This window comes from Acidimicrobiia bacterium (assembly GCA_016650365.1).
Classification (GTDB): Bacteria; Actinomycetota; Acidimicrobiia; order Spongiisociales; family JAENVV01; genus JAENVV01.
Genome location: JAENVV010000055.1, coordinates 1 through 16,589, shown reverse-complemented (window position 1 = coordinate 16,589; position 16,589 = coordinate 1). Strand labels below are relative to the sequence as shown.

General features: G+C 60.4%; 19 protein-coding genes and 1 tRNA gene. 15 read left to right on the top strand and 5 right to left on the bottom strand.

The window, feature by feature from the left end; all coding sequences use genetic code 11:
* The 3 genes from JJE47_03575 to JJE47_03565 all read left to right on the top strand — a co-directional run.
* Window positions 1-468: response regulator transcription factor (locus JJE47_03575; protein ID MBK5266489.1), on the top strand; the 468-nt coding region annotated here is incomplete at its 5' end.
* A 267-nt stretch (window positions 469-735) separates the two neighbouring features.
* A complete protein-coding gene (locus JJE47_03570; GenBank protein MBK5266488.1) occupies window positions 736-1,464 on the top strand; it encodes an ABC transporter ATP-binding protein in 729 nt (242 codons plus the stop codon).
* Between the two features lie 2 nt (window positions 1,465-1,466).
* A complete protein-coding gene (locus tag JJE47_03565) occupies window positions 1,467-3,971 on the top strand; it encodes an ABC transporter permease (protein ID MBK5266487.1) in 2,505 nt (834 codons plus the stop codon).
* A gap of 465 nt (window positions 3,972-4,436) precedes the next feature.
* On the opposite strand, the gene JJE47_03560 is transcribed toward JJE47_03565, so the two are convergent.
* Complete coding sequence (locus JJE47_03560) at window positions 4,437-4,859, bottom strand: YbaN family protein (GenBank protein MBK5266486.1); 423 nt, start codon at window positions 4,857-4,859, stop codon at window positions 4,437-4,439.
* Window positions 4,860-4,919: 60 nt separating this feature from the next.
* On the opposite strand from JJE47_03560, the gene fbaA reads away from it, so the two are divergent.
* The 5 genes from fbaA to JJE47_03535 all read left to right on the top strand — a co-directional run bounded on the left by fbaA (window position 4,920) and on the right by JJE47_03535 (window position 8,585).
* Entirely contained in the window at window positions 4,920-5,948 is a 1,029-nt protein-coding gene (gene fbaA / locus JJE47_03555; protein MBK5266485.1) for a class II fructose-bisphosphate aldolase, read from the top strand.
* 86 nt (window positions 5,949-6,034) lie between these two features.
* Complete coding sequence (locus JJE47_03550; GenBank protein ID MBK5266484.1) at window positions 6,035-6,580, top strand: hypothetical protein; 546 nt, start codon at window positions 6,035-6,037, stop codon at window positions 6,578-6,580.
* A gap of 48 nt (window positions 6,581-6,628) precedes the next feature.
* Entirely contained in the window at window positions 6,629-8,020 is a 1,392-nt protein-coding gene (gene nhaA / locus JJE47_03545; protein ID MBK5266483.1) for a Na+/H+ antiporter NhaA, read from the top strand.
* Window positions 8,017-8,196, top strand: coding sequence for a hypothetical protein (locus JJE47_03540; GenBank protein ID MBK5266482.1), 180 nt, complete (start codon window positions 8,017-8,019; stop codon window positions 8,194-8,196). Before nhaA ends, JJE47_03540 begins: the two co-directional genes overlap by 4 nt.
* A gap of 8 nt (window positions 8,197-8,204) precedes the next feature.
* Window positions 8,205-8,585: a thioredoxin family protein gene (locus tag JJE47_03535; GenBank protein ID MBK5266481.1), complete on the top strand. Its 381-nt coding sequence runs from the start codon at window positions 8,205-8,207 to the stop codon at window positions 8,583-8,585.
* Window positions 8,586-8,591: 6 nt separating this feature from the next.
* On the opposite strand, the gene JJE47_03530 is transcribed toward JJE47_03535, so the two are convergent.
* Window positions 8,592-9,461 carry a flap endonuclease gene (locus tag JJE47_03530; protein MBK5266480.1) on the bottom strand — a complete coding sequence of 290 codons (870 nt, stop codon included), beginning with the start codon at window positions 9,459-9,461 and terminating at the stop codon, window positions 8,592-8,594.
* Window positions 9,462-9,533: 72 nt separating this feature from the next.
* On the opposite strand from JJE47_03530, the gene JJE47_03525 reads away from it, so the two are divergent.
* The 3 genes from JJE47_03525 to JJE47_03515 are packed head-to-tail and all read left to right on the top strand — an operon-like array spanning window position 9,534 to window position 11,884.
* On the top strand, window positions 9,534-9,971 hold the full coding sequence (locus JJE47_03525) for a hypothetical protein (GenBank protein MBK5266479.1): 438 nt from the start codon (window positions 9,534-9,536) through the stop codon (window positions 9,969-9,971).
* A gap of 21 nt (window positions 9,972-9,992) precedes the next feature.
* Entirely contained in the window at window positions 9,993-10,886 is an 894-nt protein-coding gene (locus JJE47_03520; protein MBK5266478.1) for a sulfurtransferase, read from the top strand.
* Window positions 10,883-11,884: a hypothetical protein gene (locus tag JJE47_03515; protein ID MBK5266477.1), complete on the top strand. Its 1,002-nt coding sequence runs from the start codon at window positions 10,883-10,885 to the stop codon at window positions 11,882-11,884. The genes JJE47_03520 and JJE47_03515 overlap by 4 nt, the downstream gene beginning before the upstream one ends.
* Before the next feature lie 108 nt (window positions 11,885-11,992).
* On the opposite strand, the gene ligD is transcribed toward JJE47_03515, so the two are convergent.
* Both ligD and JJE47_03505 read right to left on the bottom strand, forming a co-directional pair.
* The gene (ligD, locus tag JJE47_03510; protein MBK5266476.1) at window positions 11,993-13,792 is read right to left on the bottom strand and encodes a non-homologous end-joining DNA ligase; all 1,800 of its coding nucleotides are present in this window, start codon (window positions 13,790-13,792) and stop codon (window positions 11,993-11,995) included.
* Between the two features lie 113 nt (window positions 13,793-13,905).
* Window positions 13,906-14,358, bottom strand: a complete 453-nt coding sequence (locus JJE47_03505; protein ID MBK5266475.1) for an N-acetyltransferase — start codon at window positions 14,356-14,358, stop codon at window positions 13,906-13,908.
* 87 nt (window positions 14,359-14,445) lie between these two features.
* On the opposite strand from JJE47_03505, the gene JJE47_03500 reads away from it, so the two are divergent.
* The 4 genes from JJE47_03500 to JJE47_03485 all read left to right on the top strand — a co-directional run bounded on the left by JJE47_03500 (window position 14,446) and on the right by JJE47_03485 (window position 15,935).
* Window positions 14,446-15,120, top strand: coding sequence for a hypothetical protein (locus tag JJE47_03500; GenBank protein MBK5266474.1), 675 nt, complete (start codon window positions 14,446-14,448; stop codon window positions 15,118-15,120).
* Window positions 15,121-15,153: 33 nt separating this feature from the next.
* On the top strand, window positions 15,154-15,447 hold the full coding sequence (locus tag JJE47_03495; GenBank protein MBK5266473.1) for a hypothetical protein: 294 nt from the start codon (window positions 15,154-15,156) through the stop codon (window positions 15,445-15,447).
* 140 nt (window positions 15,448-15,587) lie between these two features.
* Window positions 15,588-15,812, top strand: coding sequence for a hypothetical protein (locus JJE47_03490; protein ID MBK5266472.1), 225 nt, complete (start codon window positions 15,588-15,590; stop codon window positions 15,810-15,812).
* 49 nt (window positions 15,813-15,861) lie between these two features.
* A tRNA-Lys gene (locus tag JJE47_03485) sits at window positions 15,862-15,935 on the top strand.
* Window positions 15,936-15,951: 16 nt separating this feature from the next.
* On the opposite strand, the gene JJE47_03480 is transcribed toward JJE47_03485, so the two are convergent.
* Window positions 15,952-16,589, bottom strand: a 638-nt coding sequence (locus JJE47_03480) for a site-specific integrase (protein MBK5266471.1), incomplete at its 5' end; no start/stop codon positions are given.

The window sequence follows — 16,589 nt, the reverse complement described above, 5'->3', positions numbered from 1 at the left end:
GCCGCCACCGCCGAAATAGTCAAGCTCAACATCGCCACCAGGATCATCATGGTTACCACGTTCGACCCGGACGAATACCTTTACGAGGCACTCATCGCCGGCGCCAGCGGGTTTCTGCTGAAAGACACTCTTGCTGGCGACCTGGTTGCCGCTATACGGACGGTGGCCGGCGGTGATTCCGTGCTATCGCCACGGGTTACCAGCCAACTGATCGAGCAGTTCAACAAACAAAATCCCGTCAAGGGGCCCATCAGGTCCATTGACCACTTGACCGATCGGGAACGAGAGGTGTTGTTGCTGATGGGCCGCGGACTGTCCAACGGCGAGATCGCTGAGACGTTGTTTGTCTCCGAGACCACCGTCAAGACGCATGTGTCCCATGTGTTGTCCAAACTGGGCCTCCGGGACCGCGTCCAGGCGGTTGTCTTCGCCTACGAGAACGGCCTCGTGATTCCTGGTTCGAAATAGAGATTGACCAATTCATCTCATCCTCAAGGATGAGATGAATTCATACCGGTGATTGACGCCTGCGGCGCCAACATCACGTAGAGTGAACTCCGCCGGGTCGGGGGAGGCCCAAGGGGACCAGGCCACACCGCCTCGCCGTGGGGGAAAGAGGCATCGAAACGACCCGAGCTCACGCTCGGGTCGTTTTGTTTTTGGCTAGTGGTACACCACCAATCCGATACCATGAAACGCCGCACCCTGACTGACATCCCCTGAGGAGAACCTTTCGTGACCACACCAGCCGCCCGCGCCGTCGGCGCAACCAAGATATACGGGGAGGGTGACACGGCCGTGACGGCCCTCGATAACGTCACAGTTGAGTTCGCGCCGGGACAATTCACCGCCATCATGGGACCCTCTGGCTCCGGCAAGTCGACCCTCATGCACTGCCTGGCGGCTCTCGACGACCTCACCGCCGGAAGTGTGTTTCTCGGGGACACCGAACTAACCGGAATGGGCGACCGTCAGCTCACGGAGCTACGACGTGACAAGATCGGCTTCATCTTTCAGTCGTTCAACTTGATCCCGACGTTGACGGCTCGCGAGAACATCACCCTTCCCGCGGCCATCGCCGGTCGGAAAACAGATGCGGCGTGGTTCGACCAGGTCGTCGAGATTCTCGGGATTGGTGATCGCCTCAGTCACCGACCTTCGGAGATGTCAGGGGGCCAGCAACAGCGAGTCGCCGCCGCCCGAGCACTGGCCAGCCGGCCGGAAATCATCTTCGGTGACGAGCCATCGGGCAACCTCGACTCAAGGTCCGGCGCCGAACTGCTCGGGTTCATGCGCCAGGCCGTCGACGTATTCGGGCAAACCATCATCATGGTCACCCACGACGCAACGTCGGCAAGCTACGCAGATCGGATTGTCTTTCTGGCCGACGGACACATCGTTGACGAAATGTTCGACCCAACCGCCGAAAAGGTTCTGGACCGTATCAAGACGCTGGAGACCTAGCCATGGTTCGGGCGGCCATCAGGGGAATCTGGGAACACAAACTAAGGACACTTCTTCTTGTGCTGTCCATTGTTGCGGGCGTTTCGTTCGTCGCCGGCTCACTCATTTTCACCGACACCATCGGAGGCTCATTTGATGCACTCTTCGAAGGCGCTTTCGAGGGGATCGACATCAGGATCAATCCGGATGTCGATCAGGGTTTCACAAATCTCCAACCGGCGTTTGATGCGGATGTACTCACGATTGTCGAGAGCACCCCTGGCATCATCGACACCTGGCCAGGCGTAGGCGGATTGGTCAATCTGTCCGTCGGCGGTGAGGTACAGAGCGTCCAGGGACCTCCCAATTTTGCACTCTCCTGGGAGGGAGATCCAACCCTGACCCTCGTCGAGGGGCGCGGACCGCAAGGCCCCACGGAAGTTGCGATCGACACTACGGCTCGCGAGCGATACGACCTGGCCATTGGCGACACCATCGGCCTGGCGGCAACGGGGGCGATCTCTGACTACACCGTGACCGGCGTTCTCGAGGGATTCGGAGCGGGTCCCGCCTTGTTCACGTTCGATCTGGCTACGGCCACCTCGGTCCTCGGCCTGAACGGGTTGTACACGACCATTGATGTGACCGTCGAGGATCCGGCCCTTCTCCAGGAGGTTCTCGATGACCTGACGAGCCGTCTTCCCGACGGAGTCGTCGCGGTCGACGCTCAAGCGGCGGCCGAAGAGCAAGCCGCCCAGCTGAAACAAGCCCTCGGCTTCATCCAGACAGTGCTCCTGGTATTTGCGGGAATCTCAGTCGTGGTCGGGGTATTCGTCGTATACAACGCTTTTCGAACGGTGCTCGGTCAACGAACCAGGGAATTGGCCCTATTCCGTGTCCTCGGAGCAACCAAACAACAGTTGGTCACCTCGGTCATCGTCGAAGCGCTTGTAATTGGTCTCATATCGGGAGTCGCCGGGCTAATCGGCGGAATCCTGCTGGCCACGGCAGCCAGGGCAGCCTTCTCGCTCTTCGGGGGTTCAGGGCTCGCCGACGGTGGTCTCGTTCTCGCACCGGGTACCTTCGTGACTGCCTTTGCCGTCGGGATGACCGTAACCCTCGTCTCAGCGCTACTCCCGGCCGCCCGCGCCTCCCAGGTCAGCCCGATGGCGGCTCTGGCGACCATCGACAAACCACCCCGCCGCCTCACCAAGCAACTGGTGGTCGGTTCGGTGCTTGGCGTCCCCGGAATCGTCCTCGTCGCCTTGACCGGGCTCGACCGCGTCAACCTGCTGACCGGCGGGATAGGGGCTCTGGCAATCCTCATTGCCACATATGTCTTCGGAGCCATCGTCGGACGGCCATTTGTACGAACCATCGCCAGGTTCCTCGGGAATACCCCAGTGAGGAAGATCGCCACCGACAATGCAGCACGATCGCCTCGTCGCACCGGGGCAACCGCCGGGGCCCTCATGTTCGGGGTGGCGTTCGTCGTTGCAGTGTCGGTCATCGTCGTGATTACCCAGAAGACGGCTACCGCTGTCCTGGAGGATGCGGTATCGGCCGAGCTGACCATTCAATCGGCTGGCGCCGACCCGACTGCCGGGGTGAGCCCCGAAATCGCCTCCATCGTGGGTCAACTCGACTTCGTGGCCGCCACTCAGTCGAGCCGATTCGCCCAGGGGTCGATCAACGGAGAGTCAACCTTCTTTGGGTCCTTTGAACCCGAAACCGTGGAACAGGCCTACTTCTTCGATGAGGTACAAGGCAACTGGAGTGATCTGGTCGGTGAAACGGTCGCCGTCCAACGCGCCCAGGCCGACGAGCTCGGCCTGGCCCCCGGAGATCCCGTCACGGTCGACCTCGGCACCGGGCCCGAACAATGGACGGTGGCAGTCGTGTGGGACTACAGCTCCTCGGTTGACGACACTCAGGGCTTTTATCTACCGACCAGCACATTGGCTGACCGGTTTCCACAGGGCAACGTCGTTTCAATCGGAGTCAAGTTGACTGACGGAACCGATCCTGATCAGGCCAAAGCAACCATTGCCGAACTCATCCAGACCGATTACCCGTTCGCAAACGTGACAACTCAAGATGAGCTCTTGGCCGACATCCAGGGGCAATTGCTAGGTCTGTTGGCCTTCGTGTTCGTTTTGCTGGCCATGTCGATCTTCATCGCGCTGCTCGGCATCGTCCTGATCCTTCTGTTGTCTGTATTCGAGCGAACCAGAGAACTGGGATTGTTACGAGCGATCGGCTCCACCCGCGTCCAGATTCGAGCGATGATCCGCTGGGAAGCCGTGTTCGTATCCATACTCGGTGCCCTCATGGGAGTCGTGGTGGGGACGTTCATCGGCTGGGGTCTGTCAGGGAGCATATTCGGTGCCGGATTCTCCTTCGTCATCCCATGGACGTGGATCGGTCTGGGGCTGATCGCCTCAATCGTGGCCGGGGTGCTCGCGGCGATACTGCCGGCCAGGCGGGCCGCGAATCTCAACATCCTTGAAGCAATCGCCTACGAATAGCGCTCGACACGAGTCCTTGATTTCTCAAAACGGTCCCGAGTTGATTGGCCTCGAACTCCGTCATCTGCCAGTTCTCGCTCGAGTTAGCGATCCGAGTGGCTTCGCCGGACAGGATCGTGGCTACCGGTCAGAATCCGTGAAGCACATATCCCTTGCGCGATAGCCCGCGCGACGCATATGATTGCTTCACAGGGGGCACGGCTAGGGCCGCAGGCATGGAGAGGCCGACAGATGAATGCATTGCGCTCCCTCAGGTGTCAAGTGGTTGGGCACGATCACCAGCGGCGCCACGCCTCACAGCATCTGACCCAAATCACTTGTTCGGTCTGCCACGAGGTACATGTGACCCTGTCCCCGCGGCCTCGGATCTACCGGATTTACGACCAAGCTCAACCCATCCCACGTCGACCGCCCGCCAGAGTCTACGGACTGCAGGCTCGCCTCACCGGCCTCGCCTAAGCCTCGTTAGGATTTCGCCGCCAAATCGGGAATCGCCTTGGTCGGCTGCTTCAGAATGAACCAGGCGGCATACGCCCAGATGGCGGTCATGAAGTAAGCCACCATCGCCGGAGCGCCATTGGTGAGCGCATAGATCGTCGACAAGAGAATCGAGGTACTCATGGCGGAGACCGCGATGGTCTTACCTTTGATGGTGAACCCCGCCCCCGATCGATAGTTCGTGATAATGGGGCCGAACACCTTGTGGTTCGTCAACCAGGCATCGAACCGCTCCGAGCCCATGGCAAAGAAGAAACCGGCCACGATGACATTGATCGTGACTGGCACCAACGGGAGCACCGCGCCGGCAATGGCCAGGCCAGAAAAAAGCAAGCCGAGGACTGTATAGAGACCCTTTTTGAAGCGGGACTGATCTTTTGCTTGTTTCATATTTGTTACCGTAGAGGCAGACAATTCAGACAGCACGTCGAAAACCGGAAGAAGGACGCCATGCCTATCGCAACTCCCGAGAAATACCGGGCGATGATCGACTCCGCCCGACAGAATGGTTTCGCCCTCCCCGCCATCAATGTCACTTCATCGGAGAGTCTCAACGCGGCCCTGCGCGGGTTTGCCGAGGCTGAATCCGACGGAATCGTCCAGGTTTCGACCGGTGGCGGTGAGTTCTTGTCCGGGTTGTCCCTTAAGGACATGCCGCGGGGGGCGGAAGCCTTGAGCGAATTCGCTCACGTGGTGGCCGCCCACTACCCGATCAATGTCGCTCTGCATACCGACCACTGCCAACCCGACAAAGTCGATACCTACATCCGGCCATTGCTGGAGGTCTCCCGCCAACGTAAGGCGGCTGGTCTCGGTCCCATCTTCCAGAGTCACATGTTGGATGCCTCCAATCTTCCCCTGGCTGACAACCTGGCACTGGCCGATGCATTGCTCGATGAGTGCGCCGACGTCGATGTCATCCTTGAGCTGGAAATTGGCATCGTCGGCGGGGTCGAGGACGCGATGGATCACGAAAACATCGATCGCCAAAAGCTCTATACAAGTCCCGAAGACATGGTGGCTGTCGCGGAGAAACTCGGCACCGGTGAGCGCGGTCGGTACTTGCTGGCCGCCGTGTTCGGCAACGTCCACGGAGTCTACAAACCGGGCGCTGTCAAGCTCGATCCCACCATCCTCAGGGACGGCCAGGCGGCCATGGAGGCCAAATATGGGCCCGAGGGTCGACACGATCTGGTATTTCACGGCGGTTCAGGATCGTCCCTCGAGGAGATCCACGAGACGCTTGGCTACGGGGTCATCAAAATGAACGTCGACACAGACACCCAATACGCACTGACCCGACCGATCGTAGATCACATGATGACCAACTACGCCGGCGTCCTCAAAGTCGACGGCGACGTCGGTGACAAGAAACTTTACGACCCACGCTCCTATATGAAGAAGGCTGAGCAGTCGATGGCCGATCGGGTACTACGAGCCTGCCAGGACCTCAAGTCGGTCGGAACGTCGATCGGCTAAGCCTCCGGACCAGGCGGGTCTTCTCGGCTCGTGGCGGAACCCGTGCACCGTCGGGTGCGTCTTGCAGGGAAGTTCAAAGGATTCCAATGTCAAAAACCACCAAGATCGTTCTTTCGGTAATAGGTGCCCTCATACTGCTCGGGGCGGTTACGGTGTTCGCCATCGTCCGTTTCTCTGGACGCTTCATTGCCGGTCCTGAGAACGCGGCCAACATCGGCCAGGAGATCAGTATTCACACCCTGCCGGAAGAATTCGAGCCGGTCTTCGGTATGGACGTCCTCGGACTAAAATTGATGATGGCCGCCCATACCGACGACGACACCAAGGTGCTCATGCTCGTCGAGACGCCCGACGCCGACTTCGAGGGAGCTGAAGCCGAAGCCCGGGATGCGTTTCAGCGACAGGCGGGGTTCGGCAACAACTACGAATACACCGGGTCAAGACAGGTCTTGGTCGCAGGAGAAACCCGGACCGTCGACACGCTCACCGGGCAGGATCGTGGCATAGATATGCGCCAGGACATCGTGGTGTTTCCGGCCAGTAGTGGCAACGCGGCCGTAGCCATCATGGTCGGGCCCGTCGACGATTTCGACGAATCGGCCTTTGACGCATTTCTGTGGTCTATGAAGTAGTGCGCTGACTTTGCCAGCTCACCAATATTGGTAGCCTGTCACCTAACTATGGCCCAAGACCCCGCCCTGACCACCTGGGTCGACTCAGATCGGTTCGTACCCCGTCGATTTGTACGACCTGCTCTGGCCTTCACCGACACCGAAGCCTCCTCCGGCATCGTCCTCATGGTCGCGGCGATCGTGGCCCTGATCTGGGCGAACATGCCAGGCGGCGAGAGCTATGCAACCTTCTGGGAGACACACGTCGCCTTCTCCATTGGTCCCATCCACCTCGAAGAGGCACTACGCGAGGTCATCAACGACGGATTCATGGCCATTTTCTTCTTCGTGGTGGGCCTGGAAATCAAGCGCGAACTGGTCAGCGGCGAACTCAAAGATCGTCGGGCCGCTGCGCTCCCCGCCATCGCCGCCCTCGGGGGCATGGTCGTGCCCGCGGTGATCTACGTCCTATTCGTCGCAGGAAGCGAAGGGGTGCATGGCTGGGGTATCCCAATGGCAACGGACATTGCATTCTCGGTCGGCGTGGTGGCGCTACTGGGACGCCGGGTGCCTGTCGGGGCCAAACTCTTCCTGCTGGCCTTGGCGATCGCCGACGACATCGGAGCCATCCTCGTCATCGCCACCTTCTATACGAGCGATCTTTCGTTCGCCTATCTGGCAGCCGGGCTTGTTGGACTAGCGGTCATATACGCAGCCAACCGGGCCGGGGTCCGGGCAGTTTCGTTCTATGTCTCGTTGGCCGTCGTGACCTGGTTCTTCTTCCTCGAGTCGGGCGTGCACGCAACTCTCGCCGGGGTTGCCATCGGCCTACTCACTCCTGCCAACCCGCTCATCGGATCAAAACAATTCGATCAGCTCGCCCGCCGGATCATCGACACATACCCCGATGACGATGGGACCGAATTCTCCCGGGACAAGGTAGATGAAGAAGCGCTGGCGCTCGCCAGGTTGGCGACCGAATCGGTCTCACCGCTCAATCGACTGGAGAACTCGCTGCACTTGTGGAGCTCGTTCGCCATTGTGCCGGTTTTCGCATTGGCCAACGCCGGGATCCGATTCGAAGGCGTGTCGATCGGCGAGGCCATCACCCACCCTATTGCGCTCGGCGTGGCGTTCGGACTCGTGTTCGGCAAATCGATCGGAATCACTACGGCAACCTGGTTGGCGGTCAAGTCTGGAATCGGCAAGCTTCCCTCCAACACCGAGTGGCCCCATGTGATCGGCGTCGCCATGCTGGCCGGGATCGGCTTCACAGTGGCCTTGTTTGTGGCCGGACTGGCCTTCCCCGTTCATGCGGAGCTTGCTGACCGGGCCAAGGTCGGGATCTTCGCAGGTTCGGCGATCTCCGGTATGTTGGGGTACCTGTTCCTTCGCCGGATCAAACCTACCCACTTGGTCGGCGAGCACACTCCTCACGAGTCAGCACCGTCAGAGGCGTGAACCTCCCTCCCGAGACGATCGACTGTGTCGAATGTGGCGGGGTGGCCTCATTGCTCACTCAACGCCCCACCGACGACCCGTTTTTGCCAGGAGACATCATCGCCTATCGATGCGCCGACTGCTGGGATCGATTCGATCTGGTCTTTTGGGATGATTCTGAAGACGAATCGGGTTGAAGGAACATATGTTCAAACGAAACAAGAAAACCAAACCAACTCACATCACCACTCTCGAAGAGATGAACGACCTCGCCGCGGACGGTCCGGTCCTCGTTGACTTCTTTCAAAGAGGCTGCGCGCCATGCCAGGCGATGGACGGCATTGTCACTGAAATTGCCGATCAGTTCGCGGGCGGATTGGCTGTCGCCAAGGTGAATGTTGCCCACGCTCCCGAACTCGTGCAACGGTTCAAGGTTATGTCCACCCCGACGTTCGTCGTGTTGGCATCCGCCAAGGACGCCAAGGCCGTGCGCCTCCACCAGCGGTGGAAGGGCACCGGCCTCATTAAGAAAGATGCCCTCATCAAGGTCATCAGCGACGCAGGGGCAGTTCCGGCGATCGACTGAGCCTATCTAATCCTGCCATACGTGCGGCCTCGTTTTTAGTTCACCGAAGCCAAATTCATCACACAGCGCTTCGAATTCAGATCGTTTTGCCCCACGCCACCGCAGTTCGTCAGGCGTCTCCCTGAGAGGAACATCTCGCCGGAGGGTCGTCAGTTCTCTGAAGAGCAACGCATCCTGAATGTTCTCTCTCAATGAGGCCGCCAGGCGGGTCGCCCCCCGAACAGAAATCGACCAATCCGATTCGTCCGCCGGAATCTGGTCCAACCGCGTGTACTCCGCCAGTAGTGCCGACGCCGACTTGGCCCCCCAGGCCGGGACACCGGGAATTCCATCCGCGGCATCTCCCACCAACGCCAGATAGTCGGGGATCGAAATGGGGCCGACGCCGAACTTCTCCCAGACACCCGCTTCGTCCATGACAACCTGCCTGCGACGATCCAACATGACAACAAAATCGTCAATCACGCATTGGGCGCAGTCCTTGTCCGGCGTGGCGATCACGATTTGATCGAAATCGTCCGCATACTTGAGTGCTCCGGTTGCGAGGGCATCATCTGCTTCGAATTCGACCATCTCCCAAGTGACGACTCCCATGGCCTTGAGCCCTCGCTCGGCGATCGGAAACTGCGCCAGAAGCTCGGGCTCGATGCCTTCGCCTGTTTTATAGCCGTCGTACATGTCGTTGCGAAACGACACAACAACCTGGTCCGTGGCTGCGGCCAAATGGGTGGTCTCAGACTCGCGGAGCAATCCAAGGACCGTTTCAAGCAAGCCGTGAACCGCCGCAATCGGGTTCCCATCGGGGGCGTTTCGGGGTGGACGCCCGAAATGGGCCCGGAACAACTCATAGGTGGCGTCGAGCAAGTGCAGCTTCATAATGGGCATCGTAGGCCGATCAATACAGTCGCTGGTGCGGTACATTTCAATTAACGGACGAAGGGACAGAATATGAGTGAACGATGGAAGTCAGTCGGTGACGACTTCGCCAGCCTCAAAGATGCGTTCAAGGAGCGCTACGACCAGAAGGAGGCTGACGAAGAGGACGGGTCTCCCGATTCGGAAGATGTCAAGAACGCTCTCAACACGATCGGTGAGGGTCTGGAGCGCCTGTTCAGCTCCATCGGCGACGTAGTCCGCGATGATGAGTTCAAGCGCAAGGCCAAGACGACCATGAAAAACCTCGGGGACGCCATCTCCGAATCCGTCTCGGACATCAGCGCCAAAACCACTCAGCGCAAGACGAACACCGAGTCAACCGACGGTGCGGATGAGTTCAATGACGCACCACCCAACACCCCGGATTCCACCGAAACAGCCAGCGCTGATGAAGGCGCTGTGGCGGAAGACATCGACCAACTGCGGAAGGACCTTGACGAAGAGCTGTGAACGCACTGCCATACTGCCGGCATGATCGTCAGCGCCGAATGGCTTGCTTCACAATTCAATGATCCCTCAATGCGCCTGGTTGATGTGCGCTCGTTCCTTGGCGAACCTGAGAAGGGGCGCCAGGAATACGCCATCGGTCATATTCCGGGCGCCCAGTTTCTCGATCTTGAGAGTGACCTGGCCGGCCACGAGGGGGGCGGCCGGCACCCCCTCCCCGATCTCGACTCGTTTGCCAAGAGGATCGGGGCGCTTGGTATCGGGCGTGATCACCGGGTGGTCATATACGACGCAGATCATGGTTCAACGGCAGCACGCCTATGGTGGATGCTCCGCCACCTTGGTCACGAGCACGTGGCCGTTCTCGATGGCGGCTGGCCGGCATGGATTCAGGCAGGCGGATCACAGACCTCCGTTCGGCCGACCTACCCGCCCGTCAACTATGAAATGAATGTTCGGACCGATGACCAGGCAACCCGGACCGAAGTCGCCACGCGGCCATCGGCGACCACCCTCATCGATGCAAGGGCCGCCGCCCGTTACCGCGGCGAATTCGAACCCATCGATCCGGTCGCCGGCCACATTGGGGGGGCGATCAACATCCCGCACGAAAGCCTGGCCAGGGGTGGCCGCATGCTCCCGGTCTCCGAACTGACCCTCCGCCTCACAGACGGTCACGACTCCATCGCATACTGCGGGAGCGGAGTCACTGCCTGCTACGTCATCCTCGCCCACGCCGTGGCAGGTCTCCCGCTCCCGCGGCTGTATGTCGGATCGTGGTCGGACTGGGTCGGGGCCGGCATGCCCGTGGCCGTCGCCGAGACGGATGTGGCCGACGACAGAACGGTGGGTACCGGCGAAGAGTTGGCGGCCGCCAACGATCGAGAATCAGGCTCCGATGATGAGTGGTCGCCGTGACGACAGACGACACACCGCCCCCATCCCTCGATCATCTCTCGATTCCGGAGCTCATCGAGCTTGGCCGACCCGATCCTCTCATTCGAAGGGTCGATGCACTTGCCGGTCGCCGGGATTGGTCCGAAATGATCGACCTTCGCGATCGCTGCCACGAGGCGGTTGAACGCGGCAAACAGCTCTGGGGCGTCGCCCACCATGTTGACTATCGGCTGGCCCTCGAAGCCGATCCTGACATCGCAGCAGCGGTCGTCGATTCTCTGGCAAGCCGCTTCACTCTCGGTCCGCTCACGGAGGTGGCCGCCGCCTCCCATTCCTGGAACGAGCTGGCGCCGTTCCTACCAGTCGGTCCGTCTCGTGACATTGTGGGCTACGAACGGGCATTGCGCGGCGATCCCCCAGCTGACGCCAACCCGGTACTGGAAATACCCGTGTCCCTATCCAGTTGGGAACCCGAATACGCCCTACCCAAGTACAAATCAGATCGAGTGGAGGCCGATCCTCCGGCCGTCGAGCCCGGAGAGATAGTCGAACTCGGAGCTCCAGGGGAGGTCATCACCGATCTCGAAACGACCGAAGCGCTTGCTCATCTTGCGGCTACCTGGACCGAGCACTCGAATGGTACGGCCGAGGCACTCGCCGTGGAAGGAACTGCCGCATCGGCGATCGCCGCGCTTGGTCTCAAGCAGGCCGAGATGACCGAGATCCGTTTAGACCAGGCCATGGCGCTGATGGCATGGACCGCCTCGGGTGGGGGCGCCCACGGCCAACGCACCGGCGGCGCCTCAGGTCGATTCGCCGCCTGGTGGGCTCTGGCATGCCTCACCGAATTCACCGATGAATGGCCACCCAATCCCGATGAACTCGGGGCAGCCGGAGCCGAACTCCGCTGGTACTGGTGGTCGGACCTCTACCCGACGACCGGGTGGGCCTGTCGAATTGCGGTCGAGGACCCCCAAGCTGGGTATGCCTGGGTCCTCAACGCCGCCGACGCCGCCTGAAGCTCCCGTTCCGAGGGCCCCAGCGCCCACAACCGGGTGCTGGAACCCCGGGTTCAACCCTGGGTTCGTGCGCCCGGTATCGGGAGTTGGGGCCCTCGGTTGGTCGCTTCAGGGGAGTTGGAGGGCTTCTTCGGCGCCGGTGAGATCCTGATTGCAGGACAGCACGCCCGCGAACAGATCACCGTGTTTGGCAAGGCGATCCCACACATTGGCCAGGGTGATGTCGCCGTTCTTCAGATCATCCAACTCATCCCACAGGATGGGGATTGAGATCGGAGCTCCCGGACGAGGTCGGATCGAGTAGACGGATGCGATGGTTTGGCCGGTGGCGTTCCGAAAGGCGTCGATGAAAACCCGATTGCCGCGCTTCGGTTTATCCCATTCCATGGTGATGTCGACCGGATTGGCAGCCGCCATCAGCTTGCCGACGGCATACACAAAATTCCGGACCCGTTCTTGGGTGTGACCCGCGGCGAGCGGAACGTACACATGAATCCCCCGAGACCCTGACAGTTTGGGGAACCCGACCAGACCAAGCTGACCAAGCAGCGTCTCCAACAGACGGGCTGTGTCCACCACCTGCTGCCAGGTCACCTCACCAGCGGGGTCCAAGTCGAACACGGCCCAGTCAGGCGTATCGGGCGTGGTCCATCGAGAGTGGAACGGATGCAACTCAATGCAACCCATGTTGGCGAACCACATAAGTGATTCCCGGTTGGCCGCCAGAAGAAAGTCGATGTCACCGCCCATCGATTCAGACGACACCAGGCCGGTCGCCATCCAATCCGGCTGGTGGCCGGGCGCCCGCTTTTCGTAGAAGGATGCCCCGCCAATACCGTTTGGATATCGGCTCATCGAAATGGGGCGATCGGCCAGATGGGGAAGCAGGAGTGGGGCGACCGAGGCGTAGTACTGAATCATGTCGCCTTTGGTGAACTCACCAGGGAACATTTCCTTGTCAACGTTTGAAACCGACAAAGGCCGCCGGGTCCGCAGAACTCGCCACCGATCCGCTTCTTTGAGGACGTTGACCTGACGCGGAGCCCCGGCCATATGCGATCCGACCGGGCGCCCTTCGTCAGACCCGCGAACTCTGACGGTGGCAACGACCGCTTCGGCGTAGATCTCATCGTGGCTCTCTCGATCCCGCGATTCGGAGATGACGACCATGTCAATGCCACGATTCCAGGCTGCCTCGATAAGGGGCTCAATGCGAAGGGTCCCCGTACCGTACCGAACGTGTCGGATCTCTCCGTGCTCACCGAACTCGTTGTCCGAAAACTGGCATTGCAGCGGATCGGTTTTCCACTCCGGGAAGGAATCGATCACGAATCCGAGAACCTGGTCGAACGCTTCCACCGAAGTGAGAGCTCCCCGCGTCGTTGCGTGAACATGAGCCCAGTCGATCAGCGGGTAGACGAAAGGGAATTCTTCGGCGAGCAGCGCGATGTCTCCAATGGACCCGAAGTTGTTGTCGTTACCCGACGTTTCGAACCCGAGCGCCACGCCGAGGTGGGCGATCTTGGGCGACAGGTAATCGAGCCGCCGGCGAACCAGGTCCATCGTCGCCGCCGGCTCACGATCGCCATGGACCCCGATGTGGGCACAGATGATCCGGGCTCCGAGGGCTCTGCCAAGTTTCATCGAATGCTCCAGCGCCGATACCGGCAGCTTGGCCTTTTCGTCGTCGGCTCCGGTCAGAATGGCAAAGTAGGGAGCGTGAAGCGAGACGTCGATGCCTCGCTCCGCGGCAGCTTTCCCGAAGGCAACACAACGTTTCTCTTTCCAGGGAAAGTCTTTCGTGAAGCCGAGTTCGTACGCCGAGTGCCCGCGAGAAACGAGCTCATCCAAGAAGACTGCATCGTCCACCCCTTCGGGCGGCAATCCGGACATCCCGAAGCGCAACATGCCCGCCATTCTGGTCGCTCAACCAGCCCGGTTGCCATCGCGCGCCGATTCACACCACCGTCTATCTCTCGCGATGTCACGTCGCCAACATCCCGGACATCTGGCCAAGGCCTCTACGGCCTCGGTGCGTAGCAGGGATTCAGGAACGGCCAGACGGTGGCCAGCCAATCAGACACGGCCTCCCAAACCACCCGATCCAACTCTGCTCGTGAAGCCCGAACCCATGACTTCACCTCGACATCGTGGTCGTCCATGTCGGTCGGCTTGATATACAGGCAGCCGACCACGTCGTCGCCATCGAGGATCGAGTAGGCAAAAGCGACCCGCTCGGCGAACTCCTTGGCATGCCGATTCAAATCGGAAAGGTTTTCCTCAAGAGTCATCGGAACCGGCCAACTCCCACCCCAGGTTTCGGAGCCGGGGGTCGCGAGGATGTGTTCGATGCTCGACATCCACGCCGCATGATCACGTTCGTTGTGAGCTGCAGCCAGAGGCTCGAGGCGGAATCCAGGGCCTACAAACGATTCGGGCACAACAAAGTCGACAGGAACGAACGGAGCATTCACACGACAGACTCTATCGAAGAACGTTAACCGCCAATTCCCGGTCGGCAATCCCGGAACTATCCGCGGCGGCGACTACGTTACGTACCCATGTTGCGGTCTCTGTCCAGCAGCCTTATCGGAGCCTTGCTGCTCGTTGCCTGCTCGACCGATCAACCGGCGGCCTCCCCGGCCGCTCCAACGGTGTCCCAGCCAACCACCACTTCCTCCCCAGGCCCGGTCAGCCCGAGCACCACGTTGGCGAGTCCAACGACGACGAGCACCACCACCAACGTTGATGACTCGATCACCCCGGATATTGATTCCGCCGTTCCCGAGAAGCATCTCGAGAACTACTTGGCGGCGCTGGCTGCCGGAGCCTATGAGCAAGCCGGGTTCCCGGCCACGAATGCCGGTACTGCCTTCGGCGATAACCAGAACATCGCCGCAGCAGACTATTTGGGAGCGGCTTGCGAGCCGGATCTCTGCAACGGGCCCTATACGGTCGAGCCGGACGACCCGTTTATCCAATACGACGGAATCGCTCCACCTCGCTGGAACTTCTCGGTCACCCACGAGCAATCGGGACAAACCGCGACGATGAGTGTCGGCATGTTTGAGGGCCAATTCGTGATCGCCGATCTTCCGCCGCTCGTGGAGTCACCCCGGCCCGACGACCTCCTAACGCAGTTGTTCGGCAGCGACCGACCCGACTACGCAGTCGTCGAACGATTCGATGCATTCGAAGTCTGGACCGCAGACACGACCACCTGGGTCACCAACTAGTTCGCTAAAGACACATGGCTGGTGGAGGGTGACGTGGCGGTCAGTTACGGAGTCGACGGTGTCCTCGTGACGCCGCTTGCCGCGCCGCCGGACTCGCTTCTCTACCAATGCCTGGACATCGTCGTTAGGGACGGGCGGATGCTTGTGTGGGACAGTTGCGACCCGACAGCACCTGGCCTGTATGAATTAGGAACTGCCGATCTCTATCCCTTTCTCATCGACCCGAGCGAGATCGACCCATTTGAGAGCGGTTCGGTCGGCTATCTCGAACGAGGCGGCATTGCGATCGCGACGCTTGGCGACGCAGAAGGAATACCAGTGAGCTGATCAGTACAACGGGGGCCGATCTCCTGGGGGGCGATTACGCCGGGTACCGGACCCTATCTGCCGACGGCCGCCGGTTCATCTACACCGACCACAGCCAGGGCAGCGGCACGTACAACCACTTCTGGAGTCCAGTCGTCGTTGTGCGTGCAACGAATACGGGCGCTGAGCTCGTCCGACTCGTCCTCGACGGTCCGGTCACTTGTCTCGAATCGGACGGCCTCTGGGTGCTCGCCTGCGAAGGTGATGTCGACCGCATGCTCGAAGGCGATCCCGGCATCATGGCACTGGTCGCCTACAACGTCGAAACCGGCGAGACGAACCGAGTCGCAACTCGTACCCGGGTGTTCCTCCCGTCGGAACCGTAGAAACGATTTCCCCAGCGATGCGTGCAGCGGGTATCGTTAAGGGACCATTGGGTCTGTAGCTCAATCCGGTAGAGCAGCGGACTTTTAATCCGTTGGTTGTGGGTTCAATTCCCACCGGACCCACTCGCGAAACCCCTGCTCAGCGGGGGTTTTTGCTTCTCTGCGGTAGGTCGATGATGTCGCCCAGGACGCGCACAGGACGCGATTTAATCGCGGAGTGGGTGTCGAGACGGTCCATGACTTCGGCGAGGTCACCTTCAAATAGGTGCGTATATGTGTTCAAAGTGACGGACGCGTTGCGATGTCCGAGTTGTTGTTGGATAGCTTTGACGTCGGCGCCGGCTGCCCGCATCAGCGACGCACAGGTGTGTCGTAGGTCATGGGGGGTGATCTCGACGAGATCGTCGCCGGCCCGCTGACGGGCACCATCCCAGACGGTCTTTCGCATGTTCGCGTACCGTAATGGTCCTCGCTGTGGGGCGGGGAACAGAAACGCTTCGGGGTGGTCCTCGATGTCTCCCAGATGTTTGCCCACCAGGTCAGAAACGAAGGCCGGTAGGTGCACCGTTCTGGACTGATGGGTTTTGGGGGTGCCGAACTCGAGGCGTCCGGCGAGTTCTGTGGCGGACTGGGCGATTTGGAGGGTACGACCCAGGATATTGATGCGGTCACGGCGTAACGCGACGAGTTCGCCCCAGCGGAGACCTCCGTAGGCGAGCACGTAAACCATGGTGTGGTGTTGGCCGTTGGGCATCGCCTCGGCCAGTCGGGTCACTT

Coding starts and splice junctions, on each gene's coding strand:
- nhaA (MBK5266483.1), top strand. CDS start 6,629: ATGGCCCAAGACCCCGCCCTGACCACCTGGGTCGACTCAGATCGGTTC.
- fbaA (MBK5266485.1), top strand. CDS start 4,920: ATGCCTATCGCAACTCCCGAGAAATACCGGGCGATGATCGACTCCGCC.
- JJE47_03535 (MBK5266481.1), top strand. CDS start 8,205: ATGTTCAAACGAAACAAGAAAACCAAACCAACTCACATCACCACTCTC.
- JJE47_03525 (MBK5266479.1), top strand. CDS start 9,534: ATGAGTGAACGATGGAAGTCAGTCGGTGACGACTTCGCCAGCCTCAAA.
- JJE47_03530 (MBK5266480.1), bottom strand. CDS start 9,461: ATGAAGCTGCACTTGCTCGACGCCACCTATGAGTTGTTCCGGGCCCAT.
- ligD (MBK5266476.1), bottom strand. CDS start 13,792: ATGTTGCGCTTCGGGATGTCCGGATTGCCGCCCGAAGGGGTGGACGAT.
- JJE47_03560 (MBK5266486.1), bottom strand. CDS start 4,859: ATGAAACAAGCAAAAGATCAGTCCCGCTTCAAAAAGGGTCTCTATACA.
- JJE47_03565 (MBK5266487.1), top strand. CDS start 1,467: ATGGTTCGGGCGGCCATCAGGGGAATCTGGGAACACAAACTAAGGACA.
- JJE47_03500 (MBK5266474.1), top strand. CDS start 14,446: ATGTTGCGGTCTCTGTCCAGCAGCCTTATCGGAGCCTTGCTGCTCGTT.
- JJE47_03550 (MBK5266484.1), top strand. CDS start 6,035: ATGTCAAAAACCACCAAGATCGTTCTTTCGGTAATAGGTGCCCTCATA.
- JJE47_03520 (MBK5266478.1), top strand. CDS start 9,993: ATGATCGTCAGCGCCGAATGGCTTGCTTCACAATTCAATGATCCCTCA.